Genomic DNA, 26,622 nt, shown 5'->3' with positions numbered 1-26,622 from the left:
CGGCTCAGCCGGTCAGGCCGAACCGCCAGTCGTTGCAGTGCATCAGGTGCCCGGGCGGGTGCTCGAACTCGCAGGGCGCCACGAAGGTGAAGCCGGCTCTGCGGCACAGCGCGTTGGACGGTGCGTTGTGCACCGACGGAAAGGCGTGCACCACGGCGAAACGCGCTTCTTCCCGCGCGCTCGCCAGCGCCAGCCTTACCGCACGCACCGCGACGCCCCTGCCCCGGAACTCCGGAAACACTCCCCAGCCGGTTTCGTACACCTCCTCTCCCAGCCAGGTCCGCTTCCAGTAGCCCACGGTGCCCGCCGGTTCGCCGTCGAACCGGATCCGGAACATGCGGTCCACCGAATCGGGACGCGCGGTGTCCAGGTAGCGCCGCTGCCGATCGAGCAGCTTCTCCTCCGTTTCCGGACCGCCCGTGTGCGCGGTCATTTCCGGCGTGTTGGCCCGCCGGAGCAGCCACAGGTCATCGGCCGTCCACGGCTCGATACGCACTTCCGGCTCCGGGCGCAGCGCGGCACGCAACCGCGTCAGCTCCCGTCGCCATGGTCCAGCGGCTTCACCTGCCTCCCACAGATCGGCCAGTTCGGATTCGGGACCGTCCACCCGCGCGAGTGCGCGCAAGGCCGCTTCCCGGTAGTGCTCGTCCATCGGCGGCACCGGATTTTCCGGCCCACCACGCAAATCGGCGGCTCCGCCGCCGCCGGCCGCGACCAGTGCCACCGCCGCGACCGCTCGTTCCCCTGTTCCGGATTCCAGCCAGCCGGTCGTATCCGCCGCGGCTGTCACCGCGCGCCGGATCAACTCGGGCCGGAACTCCTCCTCCGCTTCGTCCAGCTCCGCGGCGAACGCTCGTGCCGCGTCGTTGTCGAAGGGCCCGGTGTCCCAGGTACCCATGCGCAGCAGGCTCGCATGCGGCACCGACAGTTTCAGCGCAGTGCCGATCCGGCGGTCGGATCCAGCACCAGCGTTTCGGGTTCCGCGTCGAGCGTGTCGCCGAAATCGACCCGTTCGCGCCACCCCTGCTCCCGGGCCGATTCCTCGTCGGAAAACCGGGAAAACCAAGCGAAAACCCGTTCGCCTTCGCGGACCGGCAGGCGCGGGAAGTTGTTCTCGGCGGCCAGGGTTTCGAAGCAGGCGAGCGGAGGCTGGTCCAACTGGCGCGACACGGACTCGGCGAAGAACGCCCCGAAATCGGGCGTGCTCACCGCGCAGATCGTGGCCGTGTACACCCCGGCGGACGCGGTCGAGAGCGGTGGCGCGAAGCCCGAATCCGGCCGGGCCGGTCGCAGCAGCAGGACATTGTCGGAATCCAGCATGGTCGCGTTGGCGGCCGGGCCGTGCTCGGCCCAGACCGGACCGCCGTAGAACGCCGCCAGCGACCTCGCTCGCGTCGCCATGTCCGCGAAACCACGCAGCCAGACGAACCGGTCCGGGTCGTCCGCGTCGCGGAACTGGCCGAGCACCCGCATCCCGCACGCCTCCTGGCCGGTGACGAACTCGCGGTCGAACAGTTCGACCAACTCGTCACGGCGCCCCGGTCGCAGGGTGTACTGGCGCAGTTCGACCACAGGAAGGTTCATGCGACGCAGCGTAGGCAGCCATCACTGACACCTGCTGTCAGCGATCTCGGCCGACTTCAGGCCAGCGACGGCAGCAGGTCGGCGAAGTCGGCCAGGAACCGGTCCACCATGCGGATCTCCTCGGCATCGAGCCGGTGCCCCGGCTCCCGGCAGTGCGCGCTGGCGAAGAGTCCGCGACGCACCGAGATCAGCTTCTCCGCCGCCACGATCAGCTCGGTGTCGAGCATCCAGTACGAGATGTAGGGCAGCAGCCGCCGGTACAGCTCCATCCCGCCGGCCTCGTCGTCCTCACTGAACCGCCGCCACAACTCGACGTAGACCTCGGTGAACGAGCACCCCGGCTGCGTGCCGACCGCACCCCGGCGGAAGGCGTCCGGCAGTTGCACCCCGGCGTATCCCTCGACCGCGGGCAGCGGCGGGTCGGCGGCGGCCAACTCCTCGATCAGCGCGCCCGGTGGACTGGATTCGACCTTCACCAGCGCCAGGTTCGGGTGCTCGCGGGCGATTTCCGACAGCGTGGCGCCGTCGAGGCTGGTCCCGGTTTCGGCGGGCGCGTACTGCAGCACCACCGGCGTCGGCGCGACCGCGGCGAGCACCGCGCGCACGTGCGCCACGATCGACCGGCGCGACGGCGCCAGGAAGTGCGGGGGCAGCAGGTTGATCAGGTCGGCCCCGCCGGCGACCGCGTCGACCGCGCGCCGCACGGCGAGCCGGGTGGCGTGGTCCTGCACGGCGATGATCGCCGAGACGTCGGGCCGCGCGGCGGTCTCCTCCAGCAGGATCCCGGTCAGCAGTTCCCGTTCCCACTCCCCCAGCTTGTGGAACTCCGAGGCGAACCCGGGGAACATCACGCTGCCCACCCCGGTCCCCAGCACGTACCGCACGACCCGCCGGAATCCCGGGACGTCCAGGTCGCCGTTGTCGGCGAACGGCACCTCAAGCACCGGTGACACCCCGCGCACCGGCGGCCGCAGCAGGCCGTCCTCCTCGGCCCGCACCTCCGCGATCGTCATCCCCGCTCACCTTCTCCCAGTCGACCCGCCCAGCAGGCCGGTCACCGTTCCGGAGAGCACGGCGGCGCGCTCCGGTTCCGCGATCGTCCAGTCACGCACCCGGCGCAGTTCCGCGGCGGGCACGGTGTACGGCGCGTCGGTGCTGAACACCACGCGCGACGTGCCGATCTCCGGGTCACGCGCGAACTCGCTGAGCACCGTGTCCCACGGCGCGTACGCGGTGTCGGCGTACAGGTTCGGCGCCTGCCGCAGCGCCGGTGCCGCGTCGATCCAGAAGTCGGTCGCGCCACTTCGACCCATCACGAAGTCGACGCCGGGGTGACGCAGGGCCAGCAGCGCCAGCGGCAGGGGCACCGCGCTGGGCGGGGTGCCGGTGCGCACGTAGGCGAACCAGCCGCGGTCGGCGGCGAACTCGAGCAGCGGGTCGACGAGTCCGTCGAGCAGGTCGAACCCCTGCAACACGGAATCGACCGCCAGCGCGACCGCGCCTTCGTCCGCCGCGCGCGCCAGCTCGTCCAGCGCCGCCCGGCCGCGCCACGGGTTCGCCACCGCGTAGGCGAGCAGCCGCCCACCGGAAGCCGCGGCGGCCGCCGTGGTCAGCGCGTTGCCCTCGCGGTTGTCGACCGCGATGCACCGCTCCCCCGGCGAGATCAGCGCCTGGTCGATGCCGAGCCGGTCCATCGTGGCCAGCAGCTCGCCGGTGTCCAGCCGCACCTCGCGCCCGTCGCCGACGCGCACGTGCGCGTCCACCACGGCGGTCATCGGTCCAGTCCCAGTGCGCCGAGTGCGTCGGCGTGGATGATCCGCTCGACCTCTTCGAGCGGGACGCGCGGCAACGCGGTGCCGTCCAGGATGTCGTTGACGCGCCGGATGCCCGCCATCGCCTCGGCCGTGCCCGCGATCGGGAAGTCACTGCCCAGCAGCAGCTTGTCCGTGCAGCCCCACTCGTGCGCGGCGAGCAGCGACTGGTAGCAGACCCACGGGCGCAGGTAGATCGACGAAACATCGGCGTAGACGTGCGGGTGCTTCCGGATGGTCACCACCGTGTCGGTGCTCCAGGGATGACCCATGTGGGCCAGCACCATCCGCAGCTCGGGGAAGCGCAGCGCGACCTCGTCGAAGACCAGCGGGTGCGTGTAACGCAGCGGGGCGTGCCGCATCGGCGACGCGCCCGCGTGGAACAGGATCGGCAGCCCTTCCTGCTCGCAGTGGGCGTAGAAGGCGAGCGCCCGCTCGCCCAGCGGGTCGAAGTCCTGATAGTTCGGCCCCAGCTTGACCCCGCGCAGGCCGAGTTCGCGGCAGCGCTCGGTCTCCTCGAAGACGTTGTCCCACAACGGGTTCACCGAGAGGAAGCCGATCCGCCGCGCCGGGTCGGCGGCGACGAACTCGGCGGTCGCGTCGTTCGTGCGCTCCGGGAGGTAGGGCAGGCCGGTCATCGGCTCGGGGTCGTCGACGGCGATGTTGAACACAATGGTCACGTCGGCGGCGGCCATCTCGCGGTCGTAGTCGGCCCACGAGTTCGTCGTGGTCACGTCGCGGTCGGTGCGCCAGTTCGAGTACACGCGGCGCTCGCCCGGCGGCACGGCGTCGCGGTGCGTCGGCGTGTGCGAGTGCACGTCGACGATCATCGGAACCGCCGCCGCAGGTCGTCGCGCGGCACCACGCCGAGCCCGTGCCCGTCGGTGAGCCGGACCCGCTTGCCGTTGCTGTCCAGCGGGGTTTCCAGGATGTCCTCGGCGTAGTAGTGCGCGCCGATGATGTCCGACGGCAGGCGTTCGCTCAGCGCGGGCAGCGCGCACGCCACGTGCAACTGCGCGGCCGCGCCGAGGCCGAGTTCACCGTTGGAGCCGATCAGCGTGTCCAGCCCGAAGGTCTCGGCGACGCGCCCCTGCACCACGGCCTTCGCCGGGCCACCCGATTTGCCCAGGTAGATGCTGATCACGTCGGCCGCGGAGGCCCGGATCACCCGCGCCAGGTCGTCCGCGCCGAACACCGACTCGTCGGCGACCACCGGCACGCCCAGCGACCGCACCGCCGCCATGCCCTCCAGGTCCGACGGTTTGACCGGCTGCTCGACGAACGCGGGCCCGAAGGTGCTCAGCCGCCGGACCGCCTCGCGGGCCTCGGCCCGGCTCCAGCCACCGTTCGCGTCCACCCCGATGAACGCGCCGAGCCCGGCCAGCTCGCGCACGCGGGCCACCCTGGTCAGGTCACCGTCGATGCCGAGGCCCACCTTGACCTTGAACGAGGTGAACCCGGACGACACGGCCGCGTCGTATGCCTTCTCCAGCACCTCGCCGTCGCCCGAGAGCGACAGCTTGATCGGCACCTCGTCCCGGTACGGCCCACCGAGCGCGGTGACCAGCGGCATGCCCAGGCTGCGGGCGTAGGCGTCCCACAGCGCGGTCGACACGCCCGCCTTGGTGAACGGGTTCGCCGCCAGCACCCGGTCCATGATCGCCTCCAGCGCGCCCGGCGGGGCGAGCTTGCGGCCGAGGAGCGCGGTGGTCAGCACGTTGCGCACGAAGTGCTCGGCGCTGGCCGCGTCCTCCCCGCTCCACAGGGGCGTGGCGCTGACCTCGCCGTAGCCCTCCACGCCCTCGGTGGTGACCACCCGGACGAGCAGGAAGTCCGAGCGGTCGTGGGTGCCCTTCGCGCCGCGCACCACCAGCGCGGGGTGCGCGGGCAGGCTGACCGGCAGCGTGTGCACCGCCGCGATCCTGGCCGTCAGCACGCTCATCCGAGCCACCCGCCGAGCAACCGCCGGGGATTGGTCACCAGCATCTCCTCCCGCTGCCGCGCGGTGATGCCCCAGCCGTCGATCTCGGCGATCCTGGCCACCGCGTAGTCCTGGCTCGCCCGGTCGGACAGGCCGGCGTCGGTGCCGAAGAGCACCTTGCCCGCCGGCGCGTGGGCGAGGATGTGGCGGGCCGCGTACGGCGGCGTCCCGCACAGGCAAAGGTAGAGGTTCGGGGTGGCGATGGTGGCGGCGAGCGCCTCGCGCCAGCAGTCGTGCAGGCCACCGTGCCCGAGCACCACCGGAACGCGGGGGTGGCGCCGGGCCAGCGCGGCGATCTGGCCCGGCATCGAGTAGGGCGGCGAGCCGTCGTGGGAAAGCAGGATGCCGTCCGCCGACTCGACCTCCTCGCAGATCGCGTCGAGCGCGGTTTCGTGCATGCTGAAGCCCTGCAGCCAGGGGTGCAGCTTGAGGCCGCCGAAGCCGAGTTCGGTGAAGCAGCGGCGCACCTCGTCGGGCGCGCCGGCGTGACGCGGGTTCACCGTGCCGAACGCGATCATCCGCCCCGGGTCGGCCGCGGTGAACCGGGCGAGGTCGTCGTTGGCCTCCGGGGTGGCGTTGAACAGGCCGTCGTGGGCGAGCACGACGGCGGCCTCGATGCCGGAGCCGTTGAGGAAGTCGAGGAACTCGCCCGGGCCGAACTCGGCGCCACCGAGCCAGGTCGACGCGTGCCAGGCCGGTGGGTGGGTGTGGAAGTCGATCACGGCAGCTCCGCCAGTGCGAGCAACCGGTCGGCCAGCGCGGCCACGATCTCGTCCAGCCATTTGGACCCGCTGCCGGCGCTCGCGCGCTCGGGGCGGTCGGTGTAGCCGTCGATGCGCAGCCAGTCGCCCTGGTTGTGCACGTCGACCCCGGGCAGCGCCGGTGTCTCGGGCAGTGCGGTGCGTTCGACCGGGCGCCGCGCCAGCTCCGGGTCGACGGACAGCACCAGCGAGGTCTCGAACTCACCGGCGTGCCCCGGCACCGGGACCGGCGAGCGGTCGGCGACCAGGTTCCAGTAGTGCACGATCGACACGGACAGGCCGTGCCGCGCGGAGGCGGCGGCCGCCGCGGCGTGGCAGACGCCCTGGTTGCCGCCGTGCCCGTTGACCACGACCAGGCGGCGCCCGCCGCACGCCGCCACCGAACGGGCGAGGTCGGTGAGCACCGCGACGGCCACCTCGGTGGTCAGCGACAGCGTCCCGCCGAAGGGCAGGTGGTGGTCGGAGGCGCCGAACGGCAGGCAGGGCGCGAGCACCAGGTCGCGCTGGCACGACACGGCGGCCCGCTCGGCCGCGCGCTGCGCGATCGTGGCCGCCATCAGCGCGTCGGTGCCGGTGGCCAGGTGCGGGCCGTGCTGCTCGGTCGCGCCGAACGGCAGCACCACCAGCGCCTCGGGCAGCACGGCGCCGAGTTCGGCGCGGGTGCGGTCGCTCCAGTTGAACACGCTCATGCCTGGCTCCAAGCCGCGAGCACGGCCACCCGCTCGCTGATCTCGAGTGCGGCCAGCCCGTCGGCCAGCCCCGGGGACGGCATCGCCCGCGCGCCGGTGATCAGCTCGGCGAACCGTTCCAGCTGGAGGTCGAAGCAGCGGGTGGTGCGGTTCTCGTCGAACACCACGCACTCGGTGCCGTCGGCGGTGGTCAGCCGCAGGTCGAAGGTGAACCCGTCCAGTTCGGCGTGCCCACGGTCGCCGATGATGCTGATCTCGCAGCGCGGCTGCGCGTCGGTCAGCCAGCCGAACTCGGCGAGCACGGTGACCCCGCCCGGGTAGGTCAGCCGCGCGCCGCAGAGGTTGGCGGCCGGGAGGTCCGGCCGGGTGGACACCGCCCAGGAGTCCTCCAGCCGCTCGGGCGGACCGCCGAAGAGCGTGGCGAACCAGTCGAACACGTGCGCTCCTTCGTGGACCACGGGCATTCCGTGGGCCAGTGTGGCCTCGATCCGGCTCGCGTGCCCTGGCGAGGCCGGATCACGCCGTTCGTCGTAGATGTGCGCCCGGACGAGGAGGCCGCTCCCGAGCCTGCCGCCCTCGATCCATTCGCGCAGCACGGCCAGTGCGGGATCGTGCCGGTAGGTGAGCCCGACCTGGACGCGCTTGCGCTGGCCGGCGGGCAGTTTCGCGAGAGGCGCGGCGGCCGCCGTCGAGACCGCGATCGGCTTCTCGGCGAGCACGAACCGGCCAGTCGCGGCCACGCGACCGACCAGGCCGGGCGTGACCCACGGCGGTGTCGCCAGCACGACCGCGTCGATCACCGGGTCGGCGAGCACGTCGGCGAGCGTTTCGAAGGCGGGCGCCGCGGTGTGCTCAGCGGCCAGCGCGCGGCGGGCCGGGTCGGGATCGACCACGGCCGCCAGCCGGATGCCCTGGTGACGCAGCAGCGCGGGCAGGTGCGCGCCGAGGCCGATCTCGCCGAGTCCAACCAGCGCGACCGAGGGCGTGTGCGGAACGCTCATCGGGGCACCTCCCCGGTGACCAGCTCGGGAACCGCGTCGATCAGCGCGCGCGTGTACTCGTGCTGGGGATCGTCGAACAGTTCCGCGCGCGTGCCCGTCTCGACGATGCGACCGTGCCGCATCACCGCGAGCCGCGGTGCCACCTGCCGCACCACGGCAAGGTCGTGCGAAACGAACAGATAGGTCAGCCCCAGTTCGCGCTGCAGGTCTCGGAGCAGGCGCAGGATCTGCGCCCGGATCACCACGTCCACTGCGGAGACCGCCTCGTCGAGCACCACGAACGACGGTTCGAGCGCGATCGCGCGGGCGATGTTGACCCGCTGGCACTGCCCGCCCGACAGCTCACGCGGGTAGCGCCCGGCGAACGCGGCGGGCAGGCCGACGAGGTCGAGCAGCTCGGCCACCCGGCGGTCGCGCTCCGCCTTCGACGCCCGCCGGTGCACGGCGAGCGGCAGGCCGACGATCTGGGCCACGGTCTTGCGCCGGTTCAGCGAGCCGATCGGGTCCTGCGGCACGAGCTGCATGTCGCGACGCCGCCGCCGCAACTCTCCCCGCGAAAGCGAGCCGAGCGCGACGCCCTCGTGCCGCACCTCGCCGGAGACCGGCCGGTCGAGCCCGAGCAACAGCCGGGTCAGCGTGGACTTGCCCGCGCCCGACTCCCCCACCAGCCCGAACGTCTCCCCGCGGTGCACCGACAGCGACACGTCGTCGACCGCGGGCGCGCCGGAGCCGAACCGCTGGACCAGCCGGACCGCCTCGATCAGCGGCGGCTCCGGCTCCGGTTCAGCCAGTTCGACCGGCGTGCGCAGGGTGACCACCGAGCGCAGCAGGTCGCGGGTGTACTGGTGCGCCGGTTCAGCCAGCACGACCGGCATCGCCCCCGATTCGACCACCCGGCCCTCGCGCATGACCTGGATGCGCGCGCAGAACTCCGAGGCCACCGCCAGGTCGTGCGTGATGAACAGGACGGCCATGCCGCGGCGCGTGGCCAGGTCGTCGAGCAGGGCGAGGATGCGGGCCTGCGTGGTGACGTCGAGCGCGGTGGTCGGCTCGTCGGCGATCAGCACCGACGGCTCGCACGAGATCGCCATCGCGATCATCACGCGCTGTCGCATGCCACCGGAGAACTCGTGCGGGTACTGCCGCACGCGGCGCGCGCCGTCCTCGATGCCGACTTCACCGAGCAGATCGACCGCGGCCAGCCGGGCCTGGGCCGCGGTCACGTCCCGGTGCGCGCGAATCGCCTCGGCGATCTGGTCGCCGACCGTGCGCACCGGGTTCAGGCAGGACAGCGGGTCCTGGTAGATCATCGCGACGCCCCGGCCCCGGACGCGGTCCAGTTCACGGTCGGACGCGGTGACCAGGTCGTGCCCGTTGAACACCACCCGGCCGCCGGTGATCTCGGTCGGCGGCGGGTTCAGCCGCAGCATCGACAGCGACGCGATGGTCTTCCCGCTGCCCGACTCGCCGACCAGCGCCAGCCGCTCCCCCGCGGCCAGCGCCAGGCTGAGCCCGTGCACCAGCGACGGGCCGTGCCGCAGGCCGACCGCCAGGTCCTCGACGGCGAGCACGCTCATCGCTCACCACCGCCCGCCCGCAGCACGCGCTGCACCTGGTCGCCGAGCACGTTCAGCGCGCCGATCGCCGCGATGATCACCAGCGCCGGGAGCAGCGGGTACCAGATCGACTCGTACAGCTTGTCGTACCCGGACTTGAGCAACGTGCCCCACGACGCGTCCGGCGGCTGCACGCCGAGCCCGACGAAGCTCAGCGTCGCCTCCAGCATCAGCGCGGTCGCCAGGTTGAGCGACGCCTGCGCGAGCAGCGCGGGCCCGGCGTTCGGCAGCACCTCGGCGAACAGCACGCGCAGCCGCGGCACCCCGACCGCCTCCAGCCCGCGCACGTACTCCGACTCGAGTTCGGCGAGCACGGCCGACCGGGCGATCCGCGCGGTCAGCGGGCTCATCAGCAGGCCGGTCACGATGATCATGGACGGTGTGGCCGAGCCGAAGGCGGCGACGAAGACCAGCGCGAACAACACGATCGGAATGGCCAGCGCGGCTTCGGCCACGCGCATCAGGATCTCGTCCAGCCAGCGCGACCCGGCCGCGGCGAGCAGCCCCCACGCCACGCCGAGCACCATCGCCACCAGCGTCGCCCCGGCGGCGAAACCCAGCGAGAGCTGTCCCGCGTGCGCGACCCTGGACAGCAGGTCGCGCCCGAGTTCGTCGGTGCCGAACAGGTGCGGCCAGCCCGGCGCGGCGAACCGGTTGCGCGCGTTGATCTCCGCGGGGTCCGGCAGCAGCACCGGCGCGAGCAGGGACAGCAGCACGAACGCACCGAGCACGGCCAGCGCCGCCACGGCGGCGGGGCGCGCGAGCAGGCGGCGCGCGGACGGCTGGGCCGGCGCGCTCACCGGCGCACCCGCCCGACGCGCAGGCGCGGGTCGAGCACGCCGTACAGCAGGTCGACCGCCAGGTTGACCACCACGAACGCGGCCGCCAGCAGCAGCACCGTGCCCTGGATGACCGCGTAGTCCCGTTTGAACACCGAGTCCACGATCAGCGAGCCCAGGCCCGGCCAGTTGAACACGTACTCGACCACGACCGCGCCGGAAAGCACACCGCCGGCGGTCACCCCGAGCGAGGTGAGCGCGGGCAGCATCGCGTTCGGCAGCACGTGCCGCAGCACCACGGCCCGGCGGCCGATGCCCTTGCCGGTGGCGGTGCGCACGTGCGCGGTGCTCTCCACTTCGGACAACGCGGACCGCAGGTGCCGGATCAGCGGCGCGGACAGGCAGATGCCCAGGGTCAGCGCGGGCAGCACGAGCGTGCGCAGGTTGCCGACCGGGTCCTCGGCCAGTGGCACGTAACCCTGCTGCGGCAGTACTCCCAGCTTGACGCTGAAGATCGCCAGCAGCACGATGCCGAACACGAACGGTGGCGCCGCCATGCCCGCGACGGTGTACGCGCCGACCAGCCGTCCCGGCCAGCGGCTGCGCACCACGGTCGGCAGCACCGCGAGCACCACCGCCAGCAGCACGGCCAGCACCAGCCCGGCGGCGGACAGCTCCAGCGTCGGCCCGAGCCGCTGGCCGATCAGCACGGTCACGTCGAACTGGCTGAAGTACGACCGGCCCAGCTCGCCGCCGAAGATCGCGGTGATCCACGCCCAGTACTGCACCGGAATGGGGTCGTTCAGGCCGAGTTCCTCACGCAGTGCGGCGAGCGCGGCGGGGTCGATGTTCTGCGCCGCGCCGACGCGCGCCACCGTCGGGTCACCGGGCAGCAGCCGCAGCACCACGAAGATGAGCACCGAGACACCGAGCAGCATCACCGCGCTGGCGGCGAGCCGCCGAAGCAGGTAACCGGCCATGACCGCCCCTCTAGGCCGCGAACCCGGCTTCCTCCAGGTGCAGCGTGCCCTCGGCCTGCACCCACAGCCCGCGCAACTCCGGCTGCGCCACCGACAGGAAGGCCGTCGAGCCGATGAAGATCACCGGGTTCTCCCGGTTGAGCACGCGCTGCGCGGTCTTGAACGCGGCGTCCCGCTCGGGCCCGTCGGCCGCCGACTCGATGGTGGCGATCGCGTCGTTGTACTCCGCCGGTGCCGCCCAGTTGCACTCGCAGGTGCCCTTGGTGCCCTCGAACCAGGCCAGCGCGTAGCTGTCCGGCGGCGGGGTGAACGACAGGTAGTTCGCGGCGAGCAGGTTCGGGTAGCTCTTGCCCTTCGGGTAGAACTTCGCCGACCAGGTGCTCACCTCGTTGGTCTGGATCTCCAGCTTGATGCCGATCTTGGCCAGGTCCTGCTGCAGGATCTGGCCGATCGTGGTCCATTCCTGGTAGTTGCCCGCGACCGCCCAGAAGGTCAGCGTGCTGCCCTCGGTGATCCCGGCCTCGGCGAACAGCTGCTTGGCGCGGTCGAGGTTGAACTCGTGCGACGGCAGCGTCGGATCGTAGAACCGGTTCTTCGGGTTGACCGGCGCGTTGGCCGGCGTCGGCACGCCGTAACCGGCGTAGGCGGCGGCCATCATCTCGGTGCGGTTCGCCGCGTACGACAGTGCTTCGCGTGCCTTGGGGTTGTTGAACGGCGCCGAGCTGGTGTCCAGCTCCCAGACCACGAAGCCGGCGGGTTCGGCGGCGGTGAGCAACTGCCTGCCGTCGGTGGCGAGCCCGGCCGCGCTGTCCGGCGCCACGCTCCACAGCACGTGTGCCTGCCCCGCCCGAAGCGCCGCGTTGGCGGCGGTCGCGTCGGCGTAACGCACGATCCGGATCGCGTCGAGGTTCGGGCGCGGGCCCCAGTAGCCGTCGTGTCGCACCAGTTCGACCGTCTGGTCCGGGACGAACGACTTGAGCTGGTACGGCCCGGTGCCGTTCGCCGTGCGGTCGATGTTGGCCAGGTCGTCCACGTCGGTCATCCGCACGTCGATCACGTCGACCGGCAGCTCCGGGTTCGGCGAGTCGAGCGTGATGACCAGCGTGGTGTCGTCCGCCGCGGTCACCGCGTCGATCATGTCGATCTTCGCCGCGACCTGGGCGGGCACCGCGGGATCGAGCACGCGGTCGAAGTTCTTCTTGGCCTCGGCGGCGGTGAACGTCTTGCCGTTGTGGTACTTCACGCCGGCCCGCAGCTTGAACGTCCAGGTGCGGTGGTCCGGGCTCGACTGCCAGGACTCGGCGAGATCCGGTTTCGCGGTGTTCTCCGGGGTCCAGGTGGTGAGCCCGTTCCACAGCAGCGTCTGCAGCTGGGTCTGCGCGCCGCTGGCGATGGTGTTCGGGTCGAGCTGGGACACCCCGGCGATCTGGCCGTAGACCAGCGTGCCGCCCGGCGCGATCGGGCCCTTGCCGCTGTCGGCGGTGGCCTGCGGCTGGTCCGGCGCGTCCGTGCCCGCGTTCGAACAGGCCGATATCAGTGCTGTGAGGAGGAGCAGCGCCAGCGCGGCGGCCCCCCGGTTCTGCGCACGCCCCACGCCCGCCTCCAGTGTCCCTCGCCCCTGCCCACCGTTGGTCTCGCGAGGAAACCTCTGAAATTCGCTATTTCGAAGATAGCTTCCCCGATTCGAAGATGCTAAATCTCCGGTCATCTCCGGCGCAAGGACCTGACCTAGAAGCCGAGCTTCGCGGAAACCTCTTTCGCCTGGCGCACAACAAGTTCCGTGGCGAGGTCGAGTTTTTCGCCGATCAGGTCGCGGGCGAACCCGGTCACGCCCAGCGAACCGGCGATTCGTCCGTCCGAGTGGAAAACCGGCGCCGCCACACACGCGATGTCCGGTTCCTCCTCCTCGTCCTCCACCGCGAACCCGGCTTCGCGGATCTCGGCCAGTTGCGCCAGGAAAACCCGCGCGGACGGCTTCTTCGCCTTCGGCCCGCGCCCGGCGACCAGGTGCGCCAGCAGCGGGTCGAGCTGCTCGTCGGGCAGGTAGGCGGCGATCGCGCGGCCGAGCGCGGTGAGGTTGAACGGCGCGACCTTGCCGGGATAGGTGTCGAACTGGATGAACCCCGGTGTCGCGGCTTTGGCCACGTAGACCACCGACGCGCCGTCGAGCACGCCGACGTGCGCGGGCATGCCCAGCTCGTCGGCGAGGTCGCGCAGTTCGGGCTGGGCCACCTCGGCCAGGTCGTCCTGGCGGATCAGCGGGGCGGCCAGGTCGTAGAGACGGAGCGTGACACGCCAGAAGTGGCTGCGCCCGACGACCCGGCGCGCGGCGTACCCGCGCTGTTCGAGGGTGTAGACGATGGCCGCGCAGGTGGCCAGCGGGATGCCGGTCTCCCTGGCGAGCGCGGTGAGGGTGAGCCCGTCCTCTGCGGCGACCAGGGTCTCCAGCACGGTCAGCGTACGGCTGACCGCGGGCGAGGCCGGTCGCGGTGCCGGCTGCTTGTCCTCCGCCGCCACGACCTCCCCTTCTTCGGGCTTCCGGGCCTATTTTCGAGATACGGATAATACCAGCGCGTGGCCCCCGTGCCTGCCGGCGTTACGCCGGTTGGGGCAGGATGTCGCCGTGCCCCGCGATCTGCCCCGCCGCCGGTTCGACGGTGACGACACCCCGACCGGCCCGATCCGCCGCATCCCCAGCGGCGACGCGACCGGTCCGGCTGGCACGACCGGCCCGGCGGAGCCGGGTGCCCCGGGCGGCCCGGTGGATCCTGGCGGCCCGCTGGATCGGGAACGGGCGGCCCGGCCGGGTGCGCGGCGGGCCCGGCCGGAGGAGCCGCGGCGGGAGACCCGGCAGGCGCGGCGCGAACGACTCGAGGCAGCCGAACGAGCGGCGCGGGAGGCTGGACGCGGCACTCCCGCTCCCACGGCACGGGACAGCGGACGCGGCGGCGCACCTCGGGAGCCTGAGCGCAGCGGCGGCGCACCGCGAGAGCCCGAACGCGGCGCCGCACCCCGGGAACCTGAGCGCGGCGGCGCACCCCGGGAGTCCGGGCGCGGAGGCGCTCCACGCGTGCGGCGGAAGCGGGTCGAACCAGTTGAACCGGTCGAACCGGCTGGACCGGGAGACGCGGTTGAGGAGGGTGAACCCCTCGCGAAGCCGGTCGTGCCAGTTGGACATGGGCATGGGCACGGACACGGGCATGGGCCCGCCGCACCGGCGTCGGCTCGGGTCAGGAAGTTGCTGATCATTCTGCTCGCGCCGCTCGCCCTGGCCACCGTGGTGGGCGTGGGGCTGCTCTACCCGTGGGGCCAGCCGGAACCGCAGCCCGCGATCCTGGTCGGCACGCCGGTGCACGGTGACGTCTCCGCCACGGCGACCGGGCCGTGCCTGTCCCCCGGTGATGTCCAGGTGGGTGCACCGGCCGAGGGCACGCAACAGTGCCTCACCGTGGACGTGCTGCTCAGCGACGGCGACGCGGCCGGGCAGACCATCCGCAAGATCATGCCGCTCGAACCGAGTACCCCGCGGTTCGCCGCCGGTGACGCCGTGGTGCTGTCGTTCGCCGGGGACGACGCGCGCAATCCCGACTCCTACCAGCTGGTCGACTTCCAGCGCGGCCTGCCGCTGGTCGCGCTGGCAGCACTGTTCGCGATCGCCGTGATCGTGCTCGGCCGGTGGAGCGGGCTCGCCGCGCTCGGCGCGCTCGTGCTCAGCTTCGCCGTGCTCGCGCTGTTCGTGCTGCCCGCCATCCTCGCCGGGGAGAACCCGCTGCTGGTGGCGATCTGCGGCGCCGGGCTGATCATGTTCATCGCGTTGTACCTGACGCACGGGCTGTCCGCGAGAACCTCGGTCGCCGTGCTCGGCACGCTGGTCAGCCTCGCGCTGATCGGCGGCATCTCGGCGATCTTCTCCGCGGCGGCGTCGCTGACCGGCCTCGACGAAGACACCTCGTCGCTGATCGCCGCGCTCGGGCACGGCATCGACGCCCGCGGGCTGCTGCTGGCCGGGGTGGTGATCGGCGCGCTCGGTGTGCTCGACGACGTCACGGTGACCCAGACCAGCGCGGTCTGGGAGCTGCGGCGCGCCAATCCCGGGCTCGGGTGGCGCGAGCTGTACGCGGCGGGCGTGCGCATCGGACGCGACCACGTCGGGTCGGCGGTCAACACGCTGGTGATGGCCTACGCGGGTGCGGCGCTTCCGGTGCTGCTGGTGTCGTCGCTGTCCGGCGTCGGGCTCGGCTCGATCCTGGGGTCGCAGGACATCGCGCAGGAGATCGTGCGCACGCTCGCGGGCAGCATCGGCATCGTGGCCGCGGTGCCGGTGACCACCCTGCTGGCCGCGCTGATCGCGGCCCGTGAACCCGTCAGTCCAGGCTCGCGACGAACCGGCTGACCGCCTCCATGGTGAACCGTTGCGCCAGCTTGCCCGAAGGCGCCGCCGAGGCGAGCCGGTAGAGCGGCCGGTCCGGGGCGGCGTCACCGCGCGCCTCCGCCCGCAGCTGCGCGACGAGCAGCTGGGAGAACACCATGCCGTTGGCCTCGAAGTTGTTGGCCAGCGCGTCGGCGAGCTTGCGCAGGGCGAGGATCTGCAGCTCACGGCCACCGGTCCCGGCGTAGACGGCCAGGTCGATCTTCACCGTCTTGCGCCGGTTGCCCGCGTTGACCAGCAGGCCGACCGAGCGCGTGCCGCGCACGTCGGTGACCAGCAGGTCGAGCCGCTCGGCCTCGGTCAGGTCGATCTCGCGGACCCGCCAGGTGCGCACGTACAGCTTGTTCGACTCGAGCCACACGCGGCGCCGCAGGTTGAACGCGACCAGGTAGAGCAGCGGCAGCGCGACCACCGCGGCGGCCACCAGCCCGGCGACCTGGCCGCCGATCAGGCCCCCGATGCCGCCGAAGGCCGCGGCGAAGATCGCCACCCCGACCAGGCCCGAGCAGCCGCGGCGCCGCCGCAGCTTCGGGTCCTCCGAGGTGAGCATGATCCGCCCGGGCGGCGTCTCCGGCTCAGCCATGGGTCACCCGCAGCGCGCTCAGGAACGGGTTGGCCCGGCGTTCCCCGCCGATGGTGCTGGTGCCCCCGTGCCCGGGCAGCACCACTGTCCGGTCGTCCAGGGTGAGCAGCCGGTCGGCCAGGGACTGCTCGAGTAACGCCACGCTGCCTCCCGGCAGGTCGGTCCGTCCGATGGAACCGGCGAACAACGTGTCCCCGGTGAACACCAGCTCGCCGAGGCGGAAGATCGCCGAACCCGGAGTATGCCCGGGGGTGTGCGCGACGGTGATCGCCAGGCCCGCGAGGTTCAGCTCGCCGTCGGTGAGGTCGATGAGTTCCGCTGGTTCGACCGGGTGGACCGCGTCACCGAGCGCGGCGACCAGCTGCGGGCTCGCGCCGGACCACGGGTCGGCGAGCAGGCCGCGGTCCTCCGGCCGGAGGTGCACCGGGACGCCGAACTCGGCCGCGTCGGCGACGTGATCGAAATGACCGTGCGTGGCGAGCACCGCGACCGGGGTGAGCCGGTGCTCCGCGAGCGCCTCGGTGACCTTCGGCGCGGCGTCCTGGCCGGGGTCGATGATCACGCATTCGGCGCCCGGCTCGCGGGCGACGAGGTAGCAGTTGGCGGCGAAGGTCCCGCTGGGGAACCCGACAACGAGCAAGAACCGCACCTCCGAGCGCGCGAAACGACCCACTCCACCCGTCCGGATGAACCGGCCGCGCCAGCCTAGCGGCCCCTCTACAGGGTTCTCACAGGCTGTGCCAATAGACTGCCGCCACGCAGGACACCGGACGTGTGACACCGATTGGAAGCGGGAGGGCAGGTGGCGACCAACCAGCAACGCCGCGAAGCCGCCAAGCGCAAGCTCGAGCGGCAGCTGACTCGACGAGCGGAGCGGGCGAAGCGGCGCAAGATCATCGGCGTCGGCGTGACGATCGTCGTAGTGGGGCTAGTCGCGGGGCTGGTCGTGTTCCTGGTGACCCGGGATCGCGAGGACGTCGCGCAGCCGGAGGCTTCGGAGACCGCGCCCACCCCGGCGCCCATCCAGATCCCGACCGAGCGGGCGCCCGAGCCGAAGCGCCCGCAGGCGCTGCCGGACCCGGTTTCCTGCGAGTACCCGGCCGAGGAGGGCAAGCCGTCGGCCAAGCCGGTGAACGCGCCGCCCGCCGGGCAGGTCTCGTCGAACGGCACGGTCAACGTGACGATGAAGTCCACCGCGGGCGACATCCCGCTCACCCTGAACAAGGCGCTCGCGCCGTGCACGGTGAACAGCTTCGTCAGCCTGATCAACCAGGGCTACTACGTCGACACCGAATGCCACCGGCTCGGCACCGAGGGCCTGCAGATGCTGCAGTGCGGTGACCCGCAGGCCACCGGCATGGGCGGGCCCGGCTACACCTTCGACGACGAGGTGTTCCCCGAGCTGTCCTACGGCCGCGGCATCCTGGCGATGGCGAACGCCGGCAAGGACCCGGCCACCGGCAAGGGCACCAACGGCAGCCAGTTCTTCATGGTCTACGGCGACGCCCAGCTCCCGCCGAACTACACCGTGTTCGGCACGATCGGCGACCCGGGCCTGCAGGTGCTGGACAAGGTGGCGCGCGACGGCATCGACCCCGAGTCGGCGGCGACCAGCCAGGACGGCACCGGCAAGCCGAAGACCCCGGTCAAGTTCACCGCGACCACCGTCGGCTGATCCACTGAGCCATAAGAAGAGGGGGCGTCGTCCGCGGACGACGCCCCCTCTTCTTGCGCGTCAGCGGTAGGTGAAGTTCGGCGGGCGGCGGTTCAGGAAGGCGGCCACGCCCTCGGCGTAGTCCTCGCCGTGCAGGGCGTCGAGGCGGATGCGGTCGACCTCGGCGTCCGGTTCGGACTGTCCGGTGAGGATCTTCTCGATGATCCGGTTCATCCCGCGGATCGAGCTCTGCGAACGCGAGCACAGCGTGCTGGTGAACTCGCCGACCGCGTCGTCCAGCTCGTCGTCCGGGTAGACCTCGTTGAGCAGGCCGATCTCCCGCGCCCGCGCCGCGTCGATCAGGGAACCGCTGAGCAGGAAGTACCGCGCGTGCGCCGGTCCGACCAGGTCGACCAGCTGCCGGGTGGACTGGAAGTCGTAGACGATGCCGAGCTTCGCCGGGGTGATGCCGAACCGCGAACCGGTGGCGGCGAAGCGGAAGTCGCAGGCCACCGAGATCTGGCAGCCACCACCGATGCAGTTGCCGCGGATCAGCGCGACGGTCGGCTTCCGCAGCCCCGCGAGCGCGCCGATCGCGGTCTCGATCGCCTTGTCGTAGGCGGCCGCCGCCTCCGCGGTCGACCGCAGTGCACCGAACTCGCTGATGTCCGCGCCCGCCGAGAAGTCCGCACCGGCCCCGGTGAGCACCAGCACCTTCACCGCCGGGTCGTGCTCCACCGCCGTCACCGCGTCGGCGATGCCCGCCCACATGCCGTGGGTGATCGCGTTCTTCTTCTCCGGCCTGGCGAAGGTCAGCCGCGCGACCTCGTCGTGCACGCTGAACTGGAGCCCGTCAGTGATATCAGTGATATCGGTGATATCCGCCATGACAACGCACCCTACGCAGCGGGCCCACTGCTCAGGACGCGGACGTGACCCGGTACACGTCGTAGACGCCCTCGACGCTGCGCACCACCTTCAGCACGTGCCCGAGGTGCTTGGGGTCGCCCATCTCGAAGGAGAACCGGCTCACCGCCACCCGGTCGCGCGAGGTGGTCACCGACGCGGACAGGATGTTGACCTTCTCGTCGGCGAGCACCTTGGTGATGTCGGAGAGCAGGCGGTGCCGGTCCAGCGCCTCGACCTGGATGGCGACCAGGAACACCGACGACTCCGACGGCGCCCACTCCACCTCGACCAGCCGCTCCGGCTGCGCCCGCAGGTCCTCGGCGTTGGTGCAGTCCGTGCGGTGCACGCTCACGCCACCGCCACGCGTGACAAAACCGAGGATCTCGTCGCCTGGCACCGGCGTGCAGCAGCGCGCCAGCTTCGCCCAGACGTCGCTCGCGCCCTTGACGATCACGCCGACGTCGTTCGAGCCGCGACGCCGGGTCACCGTGGACGGCGTCGCCCGCTCGGCGAGTTCCTCCTCGGCTTCCTCGACGCCGCCGATCAGCGCGACCAGCCGCGACACCACGTGCTTGGCGCTGGTGTGCCCCTCGCCGACCGCGGCGTAGAGCGAGCTGATGTCGCCGTGGCGCAACTCGGTGGCCAGCGCGCCCATGGAGTCCGCCGAGACCAGCCGCTGCAGCGGCAGGCCCACCTTGCGGACCTCCTTGGTGATCGCCTCCTTGCCCGCGTCGATCGCCTCGTCGCGGCGCTCCTTGGCAAACCACTGCCGGATCTTCGCCCGTGCCTTCGGGGAGCCGGCGAAGCTCAGCCAGTCGCGGCTCGGCCCGGCGCCCTCGGCCTTCGAGGTGAAGATCTCGACGACCTCACCGTTCTCCAGCTTGCGCTCCAGCGCGACCAGCCTGCCGTTGACCCGCGCGCCGATGCAGCGGTGCCCGACCTCGGTGTGCACCGCGTAGGCGAAGTCCACCGGCGTCGAATCCACCGGCAGCGTGATCACGTCACCCTTGGGCGTGAACACGAAGATCTCGCGCGCGGCCAGCTCGTAGCGCAGCGATTCGAGGAACTCGCCGGGGTCGGCGGCCTCCCGCTGCCAGTCGAGCAGCTGGCGCATCCACGCCATCTCGTCGACGTCGACCGCGTTGCCGCTGTGCGTGCCCTTGGTCTCCTTGTACCGCCAGTGCGCGGCGATGCCGTACTCGGCGGTCCGGTGCATCTCGTAGGTGCGGATCTGCACCTCGAGCGGCTTGCCGTCCGGGCCGATCACGGTGGTGTGCAGCGACTGGTACACGCCGAACCGCGGCTGCGCGATGTAGTCCTTGAACCGGCCGGGCATCGGCTGCCACAGCGCGTGCACCACGCCCATCGCGGCGTAGCAGTCGCGCACGTCCTCCACCAGGATCCGCACACCGACTAGGTCGTGGATGTCGTCCAGGTCGCGGCCGCGGACGATCATCTTCTGGTGGATCGAGTAGTAGTGCTTCGGGCGGCCCTCGACCTTGGCGGTGATCCGCGACGCGTCGAGATTGGTGGTCAGGTCGCCGATGACCCAGCGCAGGTAGGTGTCCCGCGAGGGCGCGCGGTCGGCCACCAGGCGCACGATCTCGTCGTACTTCTTCGGCTGCAGGATGGCGAAGGCCAGGTCCTCCAGCTCCCACTTCACCGTGGCCATGCCCAGCCGGTGCGCCAGCGGGGCGAGCACCTCGAGGGTTTCCTTCGCCTTGCGCGCCTGCTTCTCCGGCGGCAGGAAGCGCATGGTGCGCATGTTGTGCAGCCGGTCGGCCAGCTTGATCACCAGCACCCGCGGGTCGCGGGCCATCGCGATGACCATCTTGCGAATGGTCTCCGCCTCGGCGGCGGTGCCCAGCTTGACCTTGTCCAGCTTGGTGACCCCGTCGACCAGCTGGGCCACCTTGTCGCCGAAGTCGGCCGAGAGCTGTTCCACCGGGTAGCCGGTGTCCTCCACGGTGTCGTGCAGCAGCCCGGCGACCAGCGTGGTGGTGTCCATGCCCAGCTCGGCCAGGATGGTGGCCACCGCCAGCGGGTGGGTGATGTACGGGTCGCCCGACTTGCGGCGCTGGTTGCGGTGCAGTTCCTCGGCCACGTCGTAGGCGCGCTGCAGCAGGGCCAGGTCGGCGCTGGGGTGCATCTCGCGGTGCACCGCGGCCAGCGGCTCGAGCACCTGCTTGACCGAGGCGGCGCGCTGCGCGGTGATGCGCCTGGCCAGCCGCGCGCGGACCCGCCGGGTGGCCGACGGTGCCCGGCCGGTGCCATTGCCGTTGCCCGTGCCGTTGCCGTTGGCCGCCGGGACGGGCGGGACCGGCGCCGGACGGGGCTTGCCGCCGTCCTTGGCAGGCGCCGCGGACTCGAGCTCTTGGCTCACCCGCACCTCCCGTCGTATCAGGTCACCTCGTGCGTTCAGCGTAACGCGCGGACGGTCCCCGGCGTTCCGCTGGCCCGCTCTCAGCTGCTGTGCAGAGCGTGCACCTGGCGCCCGGACAGCGCCTCGCGGCCGCCGAGCCCGTCGAGTTCGAGCACCACGGACACCCCGGTGACCACCGCGTCCGCCTGCTCCAGCAGCCCGCACGCCGCGGCCACGGTGCCGCCGGTGGCCAGCACGTCGTCGATCACCGCGACGTGCTGACCTGGCTGAACCACCCCGGCGGGCAGTTCGAGCGCGGCCGTGCCGTACTCCAGCTCGTAGTCCGCCCTGGCCGCGACCTGCGGCAGCTTGCCGGGCTTGCGCACCATGACCACCCCGAGCCCGCTGGCCTGCCCGAGCGCCGCGGCCAGCAGGAAGCCGCGTGCCTCCACCGCGGCCAGCAGTTCCACGTCGTGGTCCAGCGTGTCCGCGAGCGCGGCGGTCACCGCGGCGAACCCGTCCGCCGAAGCGAACAGCGGCGCGAAGTCCCGGAACAGGATCCCCGGCCGCGGGAAGTCCGGTACCTCGGCGACCAGCCCGATCGCCTTGTCCAAGTCCATGTTCTGCCCCTTACCGACTGCCTACCGAAAGCGAAGCAGGGCACCGTCCGCGAGCGGACGATGCCCTGCCGATGAGCAACTGCCTCAGCGCTTGCGCTTGCCCGACGGCTGCTTGCCCGACGGGCGGCCACGCCGCGGCGTGGTCTTCTGGTGCCGCGCGGGCACGCTGGCCGCGGCCGCGTACGCGCGTTCCTTGCGCAGCTCGGCGTTGAGCTGTTCGTCGTCGCTCGCGTCGAACTCGTCGTCGTCCGGCGCGGCGTCGCGTTCGGCGGCCTTGCGGGCCAGGTTCTCCCGGCGGGCCTTGACCCGCTGGGCCTGCTGCTTGAACTTCGGGTCCCGCATCTTGAAGTCGACCAGCAGCGGGGTGGCCAGCGCGACCGAGGACAGCACACCGGCCAGCATGCCGGTCAGCTGCACCAGCGCCAGGTCCTGCAGCGTGCCCGAGCCGAGCAGGATGTAGCCGATGATCAGCAGGCCGAGCACCGGCAGCAGGGCGATCACCGCGGTGTTGATCGACCGCATCAGCGTCTGGTTCAGCGCCAGGTTGGCCGCCTCGCCGTAGGTGCGCCTGGTCAGCCCCAGCAGGCCGCGGGTGTTCTCCTTGACCTTGTCGAACACCACCACGGTGTCGTACAGGGAGAACCCGAGAATGGTCAGCAGGCCGATCACGGTGGCCGGGGTGACCTCGAAGCCGACCAGCGAGTAGATGCCCGCGGTGACCACGATGTCGTGGATCAGCGAGATCAGCGCCGCGACGGCCATCCAGCGTTCGAAGTAGATCGCCAGGAAGATGGTCACCAGCACCAGGAAGACCGCGAGCGCGATGAGCGCCTTCTCCGAGATCTCCCCGCCCCAGGACGCGCTGACCGCGCTGTCGCTGATGGTCTGCTGGCTGGGCTGGCCGTTCGCGCCGAGCGGCTGGAAGGCGTTGAACAGCGCCTCCTTGACCTTGGCGACCTGACCGGCGTCCAGCGTGTCGGACCGGATCTGCACGGTCTGCGCCGCGCCGGTGCCGACCTTCTGCGCTTCGGCGGCGGGCTCACCGGCGGCCTCGGCGAAGACCTCCTTGGCGCGGTCCTCGTTCACCTCGCCCGCCGCACCGGCGGCAGGCATCTGGATCTGGGTGCCGCCCTCGAAGTCGATGCCGAGGTTGAAGCCCTTGATCCCGATGGAGCCGACGCAGACCAGCATCAGCAGGCCGAAGAACACGTACCAGTACTTGCGCGCGCCGACGATGTCGAACGCACCGGTGCCGACGTAGAGCCGGTGGAACACCGAGCCCTTCTTCTTGGCGCCGTTCGCGGTGCCCTGATCCTCGACGCCCACGTCAGGCCTCCTTCACGGTCGCGCCGGCGACCTTGGCTGTGCGGCGTTGTGCGCCGACTCGCTGCACCCCGCCGAGCCCCGAGATCTTCGGGCTCGACAGTGCCTTGGACTTCGACACCATGGCCACCAGCGGGTGGGTCACCAGGAACACCACCACCAGGTCGAGCACGGTGGACATGCCCAGGGTGAAGGCGAACCCGCGCACCTCCCCGACCGCCAGCAGGTACAGCACCGCGGCGGCGAGGAACATGACCGCGTCCGAGGCGAGGATCGTGCGGCGGCCGCGGACCCAGCCGCGGGGCACCGCCGAGCGGAACGAGCGGCCCTCGCGCATCTCGTCCTTCAACCGTTCGAAGAACACCACGAACGAGTCGGCGGTGACACCGATGGCGATGATGAACCCGGCGACGCCGGCGAGGTCCAGTGTGAAGCCGATCCACCGGCCGAGCAGCACCAGCACGCCGTAGACGATGACCGCCGACAACCCCAGCGAGAGGATCGTCAGCACACCGAGCAGGCGGTAGTAGAACAGGCAGTAGACGAACACCAGCAGCAGCCCGATGCCACCGGCGATCAGCCCGGCCTGCAGCGAAGCCAGGCCCAGCGTCGCGGACACCGTGGTGGCGTCGGACGAGGCGAACGACAGCGGCAGCGAGCCGTACTTCAGCACGTCGGCCAGGTTCTTGGCCTCGGCCTGGGTGAAGCCGCCGGTGATCTGGGTGCGGCCGTCGAGGATCGGCACGGTGATGTTCGGCGCCGAGACCACCTGCGTGTCCAGCACGAACGCGGCCTGCTGGTTCACGTTCGCCGAGGTGAAGTCACCCCAGAGCTTGGTGCCCTCGGCCTTGAAGGTCAGGTCGACCACGTAGCCGCCGCGCTGGCTGTCGTAACCGGAGGCGGCGGTGTCGATCATCGTGCCGGGCAGGAACTCGGGCTCCAGCACGAACTTCTGGCTGCCGTCCTTGAGGCAGGCGACCAGCGGCAGGGTCGGGTCGTCGTTGCCGCGCAGCGGGTCGTTCGGCAGGCACTGGAACTGGGCCAGCGTCTCCTGCTGCAGCTGCTGCGCCGCGGCGACCGCGGCCTGGTCGGCCGGGTTGGCCGCGACCAGCGCCGGGTTCTGCCGGACCGCCTTGGCGGCCTGGATCGCCTGCGCCTCGGCCTCCGGTGAACCCGGGGTGGGCGGGGCGGGCTGGTCCTGCGCGGGAGCCGCGCCGGGTGCGGAACCACCGGCGGGCGGGGCCGAGGGCTGACCGGCCGCTGGCGCCTCGCTCGGCTGCCCGCTCGCGGGCGGCTGCGTGGCGGGCGGCTGACCGGCCGGCGGCACCTGCGGGGCCGGGGTGGCCGGCTGCACGGTGGCCACCTTGCGGAAGCCCAGCTTGGCCGTCTGGCCCAAGTTCTTGGCCTGGTCGCCCTGCTCGCCCGGCACGGTGATGACGACGTTGTTGCCGTCGAGCACCACCTCGGTGCCGCTGACCCCGATCCCGTTGACCCGGGTCTCGATGATCGTCTTCGCCTGGTTGAGCGCTTCCTTGGACGGCTCGGCGCCGTCCAGGGTCCGGGCGGTCAGGGTGACCCGCGTGCCGCCCTGGAGATCGATGCCCAGCTTGGGGGTCGGCTTCCCGTCGCCGGTGAAGAACACCAGCGAGTACAGGCCGATGACGATCAAGACGAAGAACGCGAGATAGCGTCCCGGGCGGATCTGCCCGGCCGGTGGTGCCACGGTGCGTCGGTCTCCTCGAACTGGGGCCTTCCCGAATGGAACAGGGCCTGCCTGACTGGAAGTTTTCGGGTAAGCCCGCGCGGACGCGGGCATACGCAGCACCGAGACACTACTCGGTGCTGCGTGAGCCCTGCGTTACCCCCTCATCGGCGTGTGCACGCCGGTGCGCAGGGTGTTACTTCTTACCGTGCTCCAGGGGAGGCGCGACCTGAGGACCAGCCTTCTCGGCTTCGGTCTTCTCGTCCTCGTCGGACTTCGCGGTCTCGACCTCGGTGGCCGACTCGATGACCGGCGTCTCGTCGGACTCGGTCTCATCGGCTTCGTCGTCCTCGACGATCGGCTCGACCTTCTCCCGGACGGCCTGGCGCAGCCAGGTGGTCACCACGCCGGGCGCGATCTCGAGATCGATCGTGGTGTCGCCGCTGGTGTCCGCGACGGTCGCGTAGAGACCGGAGGTGGTCATCACGCGGTCGCCCTCGACCAGGTTGTTCTGCAGCTCCTGCTGACGCTGGACCGCTTGCTTCTGCTTGCGGCTCCCCAGGAACAGCGGGATCGCCACGACCAGCATGAGCAGCAGCGGCAGGAAAAGGCCTTCCATGACTCTCCATTCAGCGGGTGCGGCAGCGGCGGGACCGCCTGCCGATTCGCCCGATTTGTTCTGGGTCTGCTTGTTCGAGTGTGCCAGGTACCACCCGCGGTGCCGTCGGCGGGCAGTGCCGCCCGCCCCGCCGGTTACCCGAACAGACCAGGGTTGCCCTGGTCGAACCGTCCGGCCTCCCAAGGCACCTCGGTCGGTGGCCGTAACCCGAGGTGCTCCCACGCGGCCGGGGTAGCGACCCGCCCACGGGGGGTTCGCGCGAGCATACCCGCGCGGACCAGGTAGGGCTCACACACCTCTTCCACCGTGGTCGACTCTTCACCGACCGCCACCGCCAGCGTGGCCACGCCGACCGGCCCGCCGTGGAACGACTTGACCAGCGCGGTGAGCACCGCGCGGTCGAGCCGGTCCAGCCCCAGCTCGTCCACGTCGTAGACCTCCAGCGCGGCGCGGGCCACCTCCAGGGTGACCTTGCCGTCCGAGCGGACCTCGGCGTAGTCGCGGACCCGGCGCAGCAGCCGGTTCGCGATCCGCGGGGTGCCGCGGGACCGGCGCGCGATCTCGGCTTCGCCGTCGGCGTCCAGCGTGATGCCGAGAATGGTGGCCGAGCGCCGCAGCACCTGCGAAAGCTCGTCGGCGGAGTAGAACTCCATGTGCCCGGTGAAGCCGAAGCGGTCACGCAGCGGACCGGTCAGCGCGCCGGACCGGGTGGTGGCGCCGACCAGGGTGAACGGCGCGATCTCCAGCGGGATGCTGGTGGCGCCGGGGCCCTTGCCGACCACCACGTCCACCCGGAAGTCCTCCATCGCCAGGTAGAGCATTTCCTCGGCGGGCCGGGCGATGCGGTGGATCTCGTCGATGAACAGCACGTCGCCCTCGGTGAGGTTCGACAGCATCGCGGCCAGGTCGCCCGCGCGCTCCAGCGCGGGGCCGGAGGTGATCCGGATGGCGGCGTCCAGCTCGGCCGCGATGATCATCGACATGCTGGTCTTGCCGAGCCCCGGCGGGCCGGACAGCAGCACGTGGTCCGGCGGCACACCGCGCCGCCGGGCGCTCTCCAGCACCAGTTCCAGCTGCTCGCGCACCCGCGGCTGGCCGACAAAATCGGCCAGTTTCCGGGGCCGGAGCGTGGTTTCCACGTCCCGGTCGCCGTTCTGGGCGAAGGCCGACAGCGTGTCGGCGTCGGCGAAATCCGGTTCGTCGGTCACCGGGTCATCGT

General features: G+C 71.5%; 25 protein-coding genes. 2 read left to right on the top strand and 23 right to left on the bottom strand.

From position 1 onward, the window contains the following. Nucleotides 1-4: 4 nt before the first annotated feature. The 14 genes from A4R43_RS04530 to A4R43_RS04465 all read right to left on the bottom strand — a co-directional run bounded on the left by A4R43_RS04530 (nt 5) and on the right by A4R43_RS04465 (nt 13,719). Nucleotides 5-898, bottom strand: a complete 894-nt coding sequence (locus tag A4R43_RS04530) for a GNAT family N-acetyltransferase (RefSeq protein WP_113691135.1) — start codon at nt 896-898, stop codon at nt 5-7. Between the two features lie 32 nt (nt 899-930). Continuing rightward, on the bottom strand, nt 931-1,584 hold the full coding sequence (locus tag A4R43_RS04525) for an NIPSNAP family protein (protein WP_113691134.1): 654 nt from the start codon (nt 1,582-1,584) through the stop codon (nt 931-933). A 56-nt stretch (nt 1,585-1,640) separates the two neighbouring features. Beyond that, the gene (locus A4R43_RS04520) at nt 1,641-2,597 is read right to left on the bottom strand and encodes a dihydrodipicolinate synthase family protein (protein WP_113691133.1); all 957 of its coding nucleotides are present in this window, start codon (nt 2,595-2,597) and stop codon (nt 1,641-1,643) included. Between the two features lie 6 nt (nt 2,598-2,603). Then, nucleotides 2,604-3,359 (bottom strand): amidohydrolase family protein, encoded by a 756-nt coding sequence (locus A4R43_RS04515; RefSeq protein WP_113691132.1) that lies wholly within the window; start codon nt 3,357-3,359, stop codon nt 2,604-2,606. After that, nucleotides 3,356-4,225 (bottom strand): amidohydrolase family protein, encoded by an 870-nt coding sequence (locus A4R43_RS04510; protein WP_113691131.1) that lies wholly within the window; start codon nt 4,223-4,225, stop codon nt 3,356-3,358. Before A4R43_RS04510 ends, A4R43_RS04515 begins: the two co-directional genes overlap by 4 nt. Further along, nucleotides 4,222-5,337 carry a mandelate racemase/muconate lactonizing enzyme family protein gene (locus A4R43_RS04505; RefSeq protein ID WP_113691130.1) on the bottom strand — a complete coding sequence of 372 codons (1,116 nt, stop codon included), beginning with the start codon at nt 5,335-5,337 and terminating at the stop codon, nt 4,222-4,224. The genes A4R43_RS04510 and A4R43_RS04505 overlap by 4 nt, the downstream gene beginning before the upstream one ends. Continuing rightward, nucleotides 5,334-6,098, bottom strand: coding sequence for an amidohydrolase family protein (locus A4R43_RS04500; RefSeq protein ID WP_113691129.1), 765 nt, complete (start codon nt 6,096-6,098; stop codon nt 5,334-5,336). Before A4R43_RS04500 ends, A4R43_RS04505 begins: the two co-directional genes overlap by 4 nt. Further along, the gene (locus A4R43_RS04495) at nt 6,095-6,826 is read right to left on the bottom strand and encodes a creatininase family protein (RefSeq protein WP_113691128.1); all 732 of its coding nucleotides are present in this window, start codon (nt 6,824-6,826) and stop codon (nt 6,095-6,097) included. Before A4R43_RS04495 ends, A4R43_RS04500 begins: the two co-directional genes overlap by 4 nt. After that, the gene (locus A4R43_RS04490) at nt 6,823-7,827 is read right to left on the bottom strand and encodes a Gfo/Idh/MocA family protein (RefSeq protein ID WP_113691127.1); all 1,005 of its coding nucleotides are present in this window, start codon (nt 7,825-7,827) and stop codon (nt 6,823-6,825) included. The genes A4R43_RS04495 and A4R43_RS04490 overlap by 4 nt, the downstream gene beginning before the upstream one ends. Then, nucleotides 7,824-9,404, bottom strand: a complete 1,581-nt coding sequence (locus tag A4R43_RS04485; RefSeq protein WP_113691126.1) for a dipeptide ABC transporter ATP-binding protein — start codon at nt 9,402-9,404, stop codon at nt 7,824-7,826. Before A4R43_RS04485 ends, A4R43_RS04490 begins: the two co-directional genes overlap by 4 nt. After that, a complete protein-coding gene (locus A4R43_RS04480; RefSeq protein WP_113691125.1) occupies nt 9,401-10,243 on the bottom strand; it encodes an ABC transporter permease in 843 nt (280 codons plus the stop codon). The genes A4R43_RS04485 and A4R43_RS04480 overlap by 4 nt, the downstream gene beginning before the upstream one ends. After that, entirely contained in the window at nt 10,240-11,202 is a 963-nt protein-coding gene (locus A4R43_RS04475) for an ABC transporter permease (RefSeq protein ID WP_113691124.1), read from the bottom strand. Before A4R43_RS04475 ends, A4R43_RS04480 begins: the two co-directional genes overlap by 4 nt. 10 nt (nt 11,203-11,212) lie before the next feature. Then, nucleotides 11,213-12,796 (bottom strand): ABC transporter substrate-binding protein, encoded by a 1,584-nt coding sequence (locus A4R43_RS04470; protein WP_162788315.1) that lies wholly within the window; start codon nt 12,794-12,796, stop codon nt 11,213-11,215. Between the two features lie 134 nt (nt 12,797-12,930). Beyond that, a complete protein-coding gene (locus A4R43_RS04465) occupies nt 12,931-13,719 on the bottom strand; it encodes an IclR family transcriptional regulator (RefSeq protein ID WP_113691122.1) in 789 nt (262 codons plus the stop codon). A 106-nt stretch (nt 13,720-13,825) separates the two neighbouring features. Between A4R43_RS04465 and A4R43_RS43175 the strand changes: the two genes are divergently transcribed. Further along, nucleotides 13,826-15,595 carry a YibE/F family protein gene (locus tag A4R43_RS43175; RefSeq protein ID WP_418190804.1) on the top strand — a complete coding sequence of 590 codons (1,770 nt, stop codon included), beginning with the start codon at nt 13,826-13,828 and terminating at the stop codon, nt 15,593-15,595. Here the strand turns inward: A4R43_RS43175 and A4R43_RS04455 are convergent. Further along, entirely contained in the window at nt 15,567-16,214 is a 648-nt protein-coding gene (locus A4R43_RS04455) for a hypothetical protein (RefSeq protein WP_113691121.1), read from the bottom strand. The two genes, A4R43_RS43175 and A4R43_RS04455, sit on opposite strands and share 29 nt — an antisense overlap. Further along, nucleotides 16,207-16,854, bottom strand: coding sequence for an MBL fold metallo-hydrolase (locus tag A4R43_RS04450; RefSeq protein ID WP_113697342.1), 648 nt, complete (start codon nt 16,852-16,854; stop codon nt 16,207-16,209). The genes A4R43_RS04455 and A4R43_RS04450 overlap by 8 nt, the downstream gene beginning before the upstream one ends. Before the next feature lie 162 nt (nt 16,855-17,016). Between A4R43_RS04450 and A4R43_RS04445 the strand changes: the two genes are divergently transcribed. Beyond that, complete coding sequence (locus A4R43_RS04445; RefSeq protein ID WP_113691120.1) at nt 17,017-17,889, top strand: peptidylprolyl isomerase; 873 nt, start codon at nt 17,017-17,019, stop codon at nt 17,887-17,889. 60 nt (nt 17,890-17,949) lie between these two features. Here the strand turns inward: A4R43_RS04445 and A4R43_RS04440 are convergent, their stop codons facing one another. From A4R43_RS04440 to ruvB, 7 genes are all read right to left on the bottom strand, one after another. Beyond that, a complete protein-coding gene (locus tag A4R43_RS04440; protein ID WP_162788803.1) occupies nt 17,950-18,729 on the bottom strand; it encodes an enoyl-CoA hydratase-related protein in 780 nt (259 codons plus the stop codon). Between the two features lie 58 nt (nt 18,730-18,787). Further along, nucleotides 18,788-21,160: a RelA/SpoT family protein gene (locus A4R43_RS04435; RefSeq protein WP_113691118.1), complete on the bottom strand. Its 2,373-nt coding sequence runs from the start codon at nt 21,158-21,160 to the stop codon at nt 18,788-18,790. Between the two features lie 80 nt (nt 21,161-21,240). Beyond that, complete coding sequence (locus A4R43_RS04430) at nt 21,241-21,759, bottom strand: adenine phosphoribosyltransferase (protein WP_113691117.1); 519 nt, start codon at nt 21,757-21,759, stop codon at nt 21,241-21,243. Nucleotides 21,760-21,843: 84 nt separating this feature from the next. Next, nucleotides 21,844-23,085 carry a protein translocase subunit SecF gene (secF, locus tag A4R43_RS04425; protein ID WP_113691116.1) on the bottom strand — a complete coding sequence of 414 codons (1,242 nt, stop codon included), beginning with the start codon at nt 23,083-23,085 and terminating at the stop codon, nt 21,844-21,846. Nucleotide 23,086: 1 nt separating this feature from the next. Beyond that, entirely contained in the window at nt 23,087-24,805 is a 1,719-nt protein-coding gene (secD, locus tag A4R43_RS04420) for a protein translocase subunit SecD (protein WP_113691115.1), read from the bottom strand. A gap of 175 nt (nt 24,806-24,980) precedes the next feature. Further along, entirely contained in the window at nt 24,981-25,403 is a 423-nt protein-coding gene (gene yajC, locus A4R43_RS04415) for a preprotein translocase subunit YajC (protein WP_113691114.1), read from the bottom strand. A 134-nt stretch (nt 25,404-25,537) separates the two neighbouring features. After that, nucleotides 25,538-26,611, bottom strand: coding sequence for a Holliday junction branch migration DNA helicase RuvB (ruvB, locus tag A4R43_RS04410; protein WP_113691113.1), 1,074 nt, complete (start codon nt 26,609-26,611; stop codon nt 25,538-25,540). Between the last annotated feature and the right edge of the window lie 11 nt (nt 26,612-26,622).

This window comes from Amycolatopsis albispora, assembly GCF_003312875.1.
GTDB classification, from domain to species: domain Bacteria; phylum Actinomycetota; class Actinomycetes; order Mycobacteriales; family Pseudonocardiaceae; genus Amycolatopsis; species Amycolatopsis albispora.
Note: the sequence above shows the minus strand (reverse complement) of the source record. Positions and strands in the feature narration are given on the sequence as shown.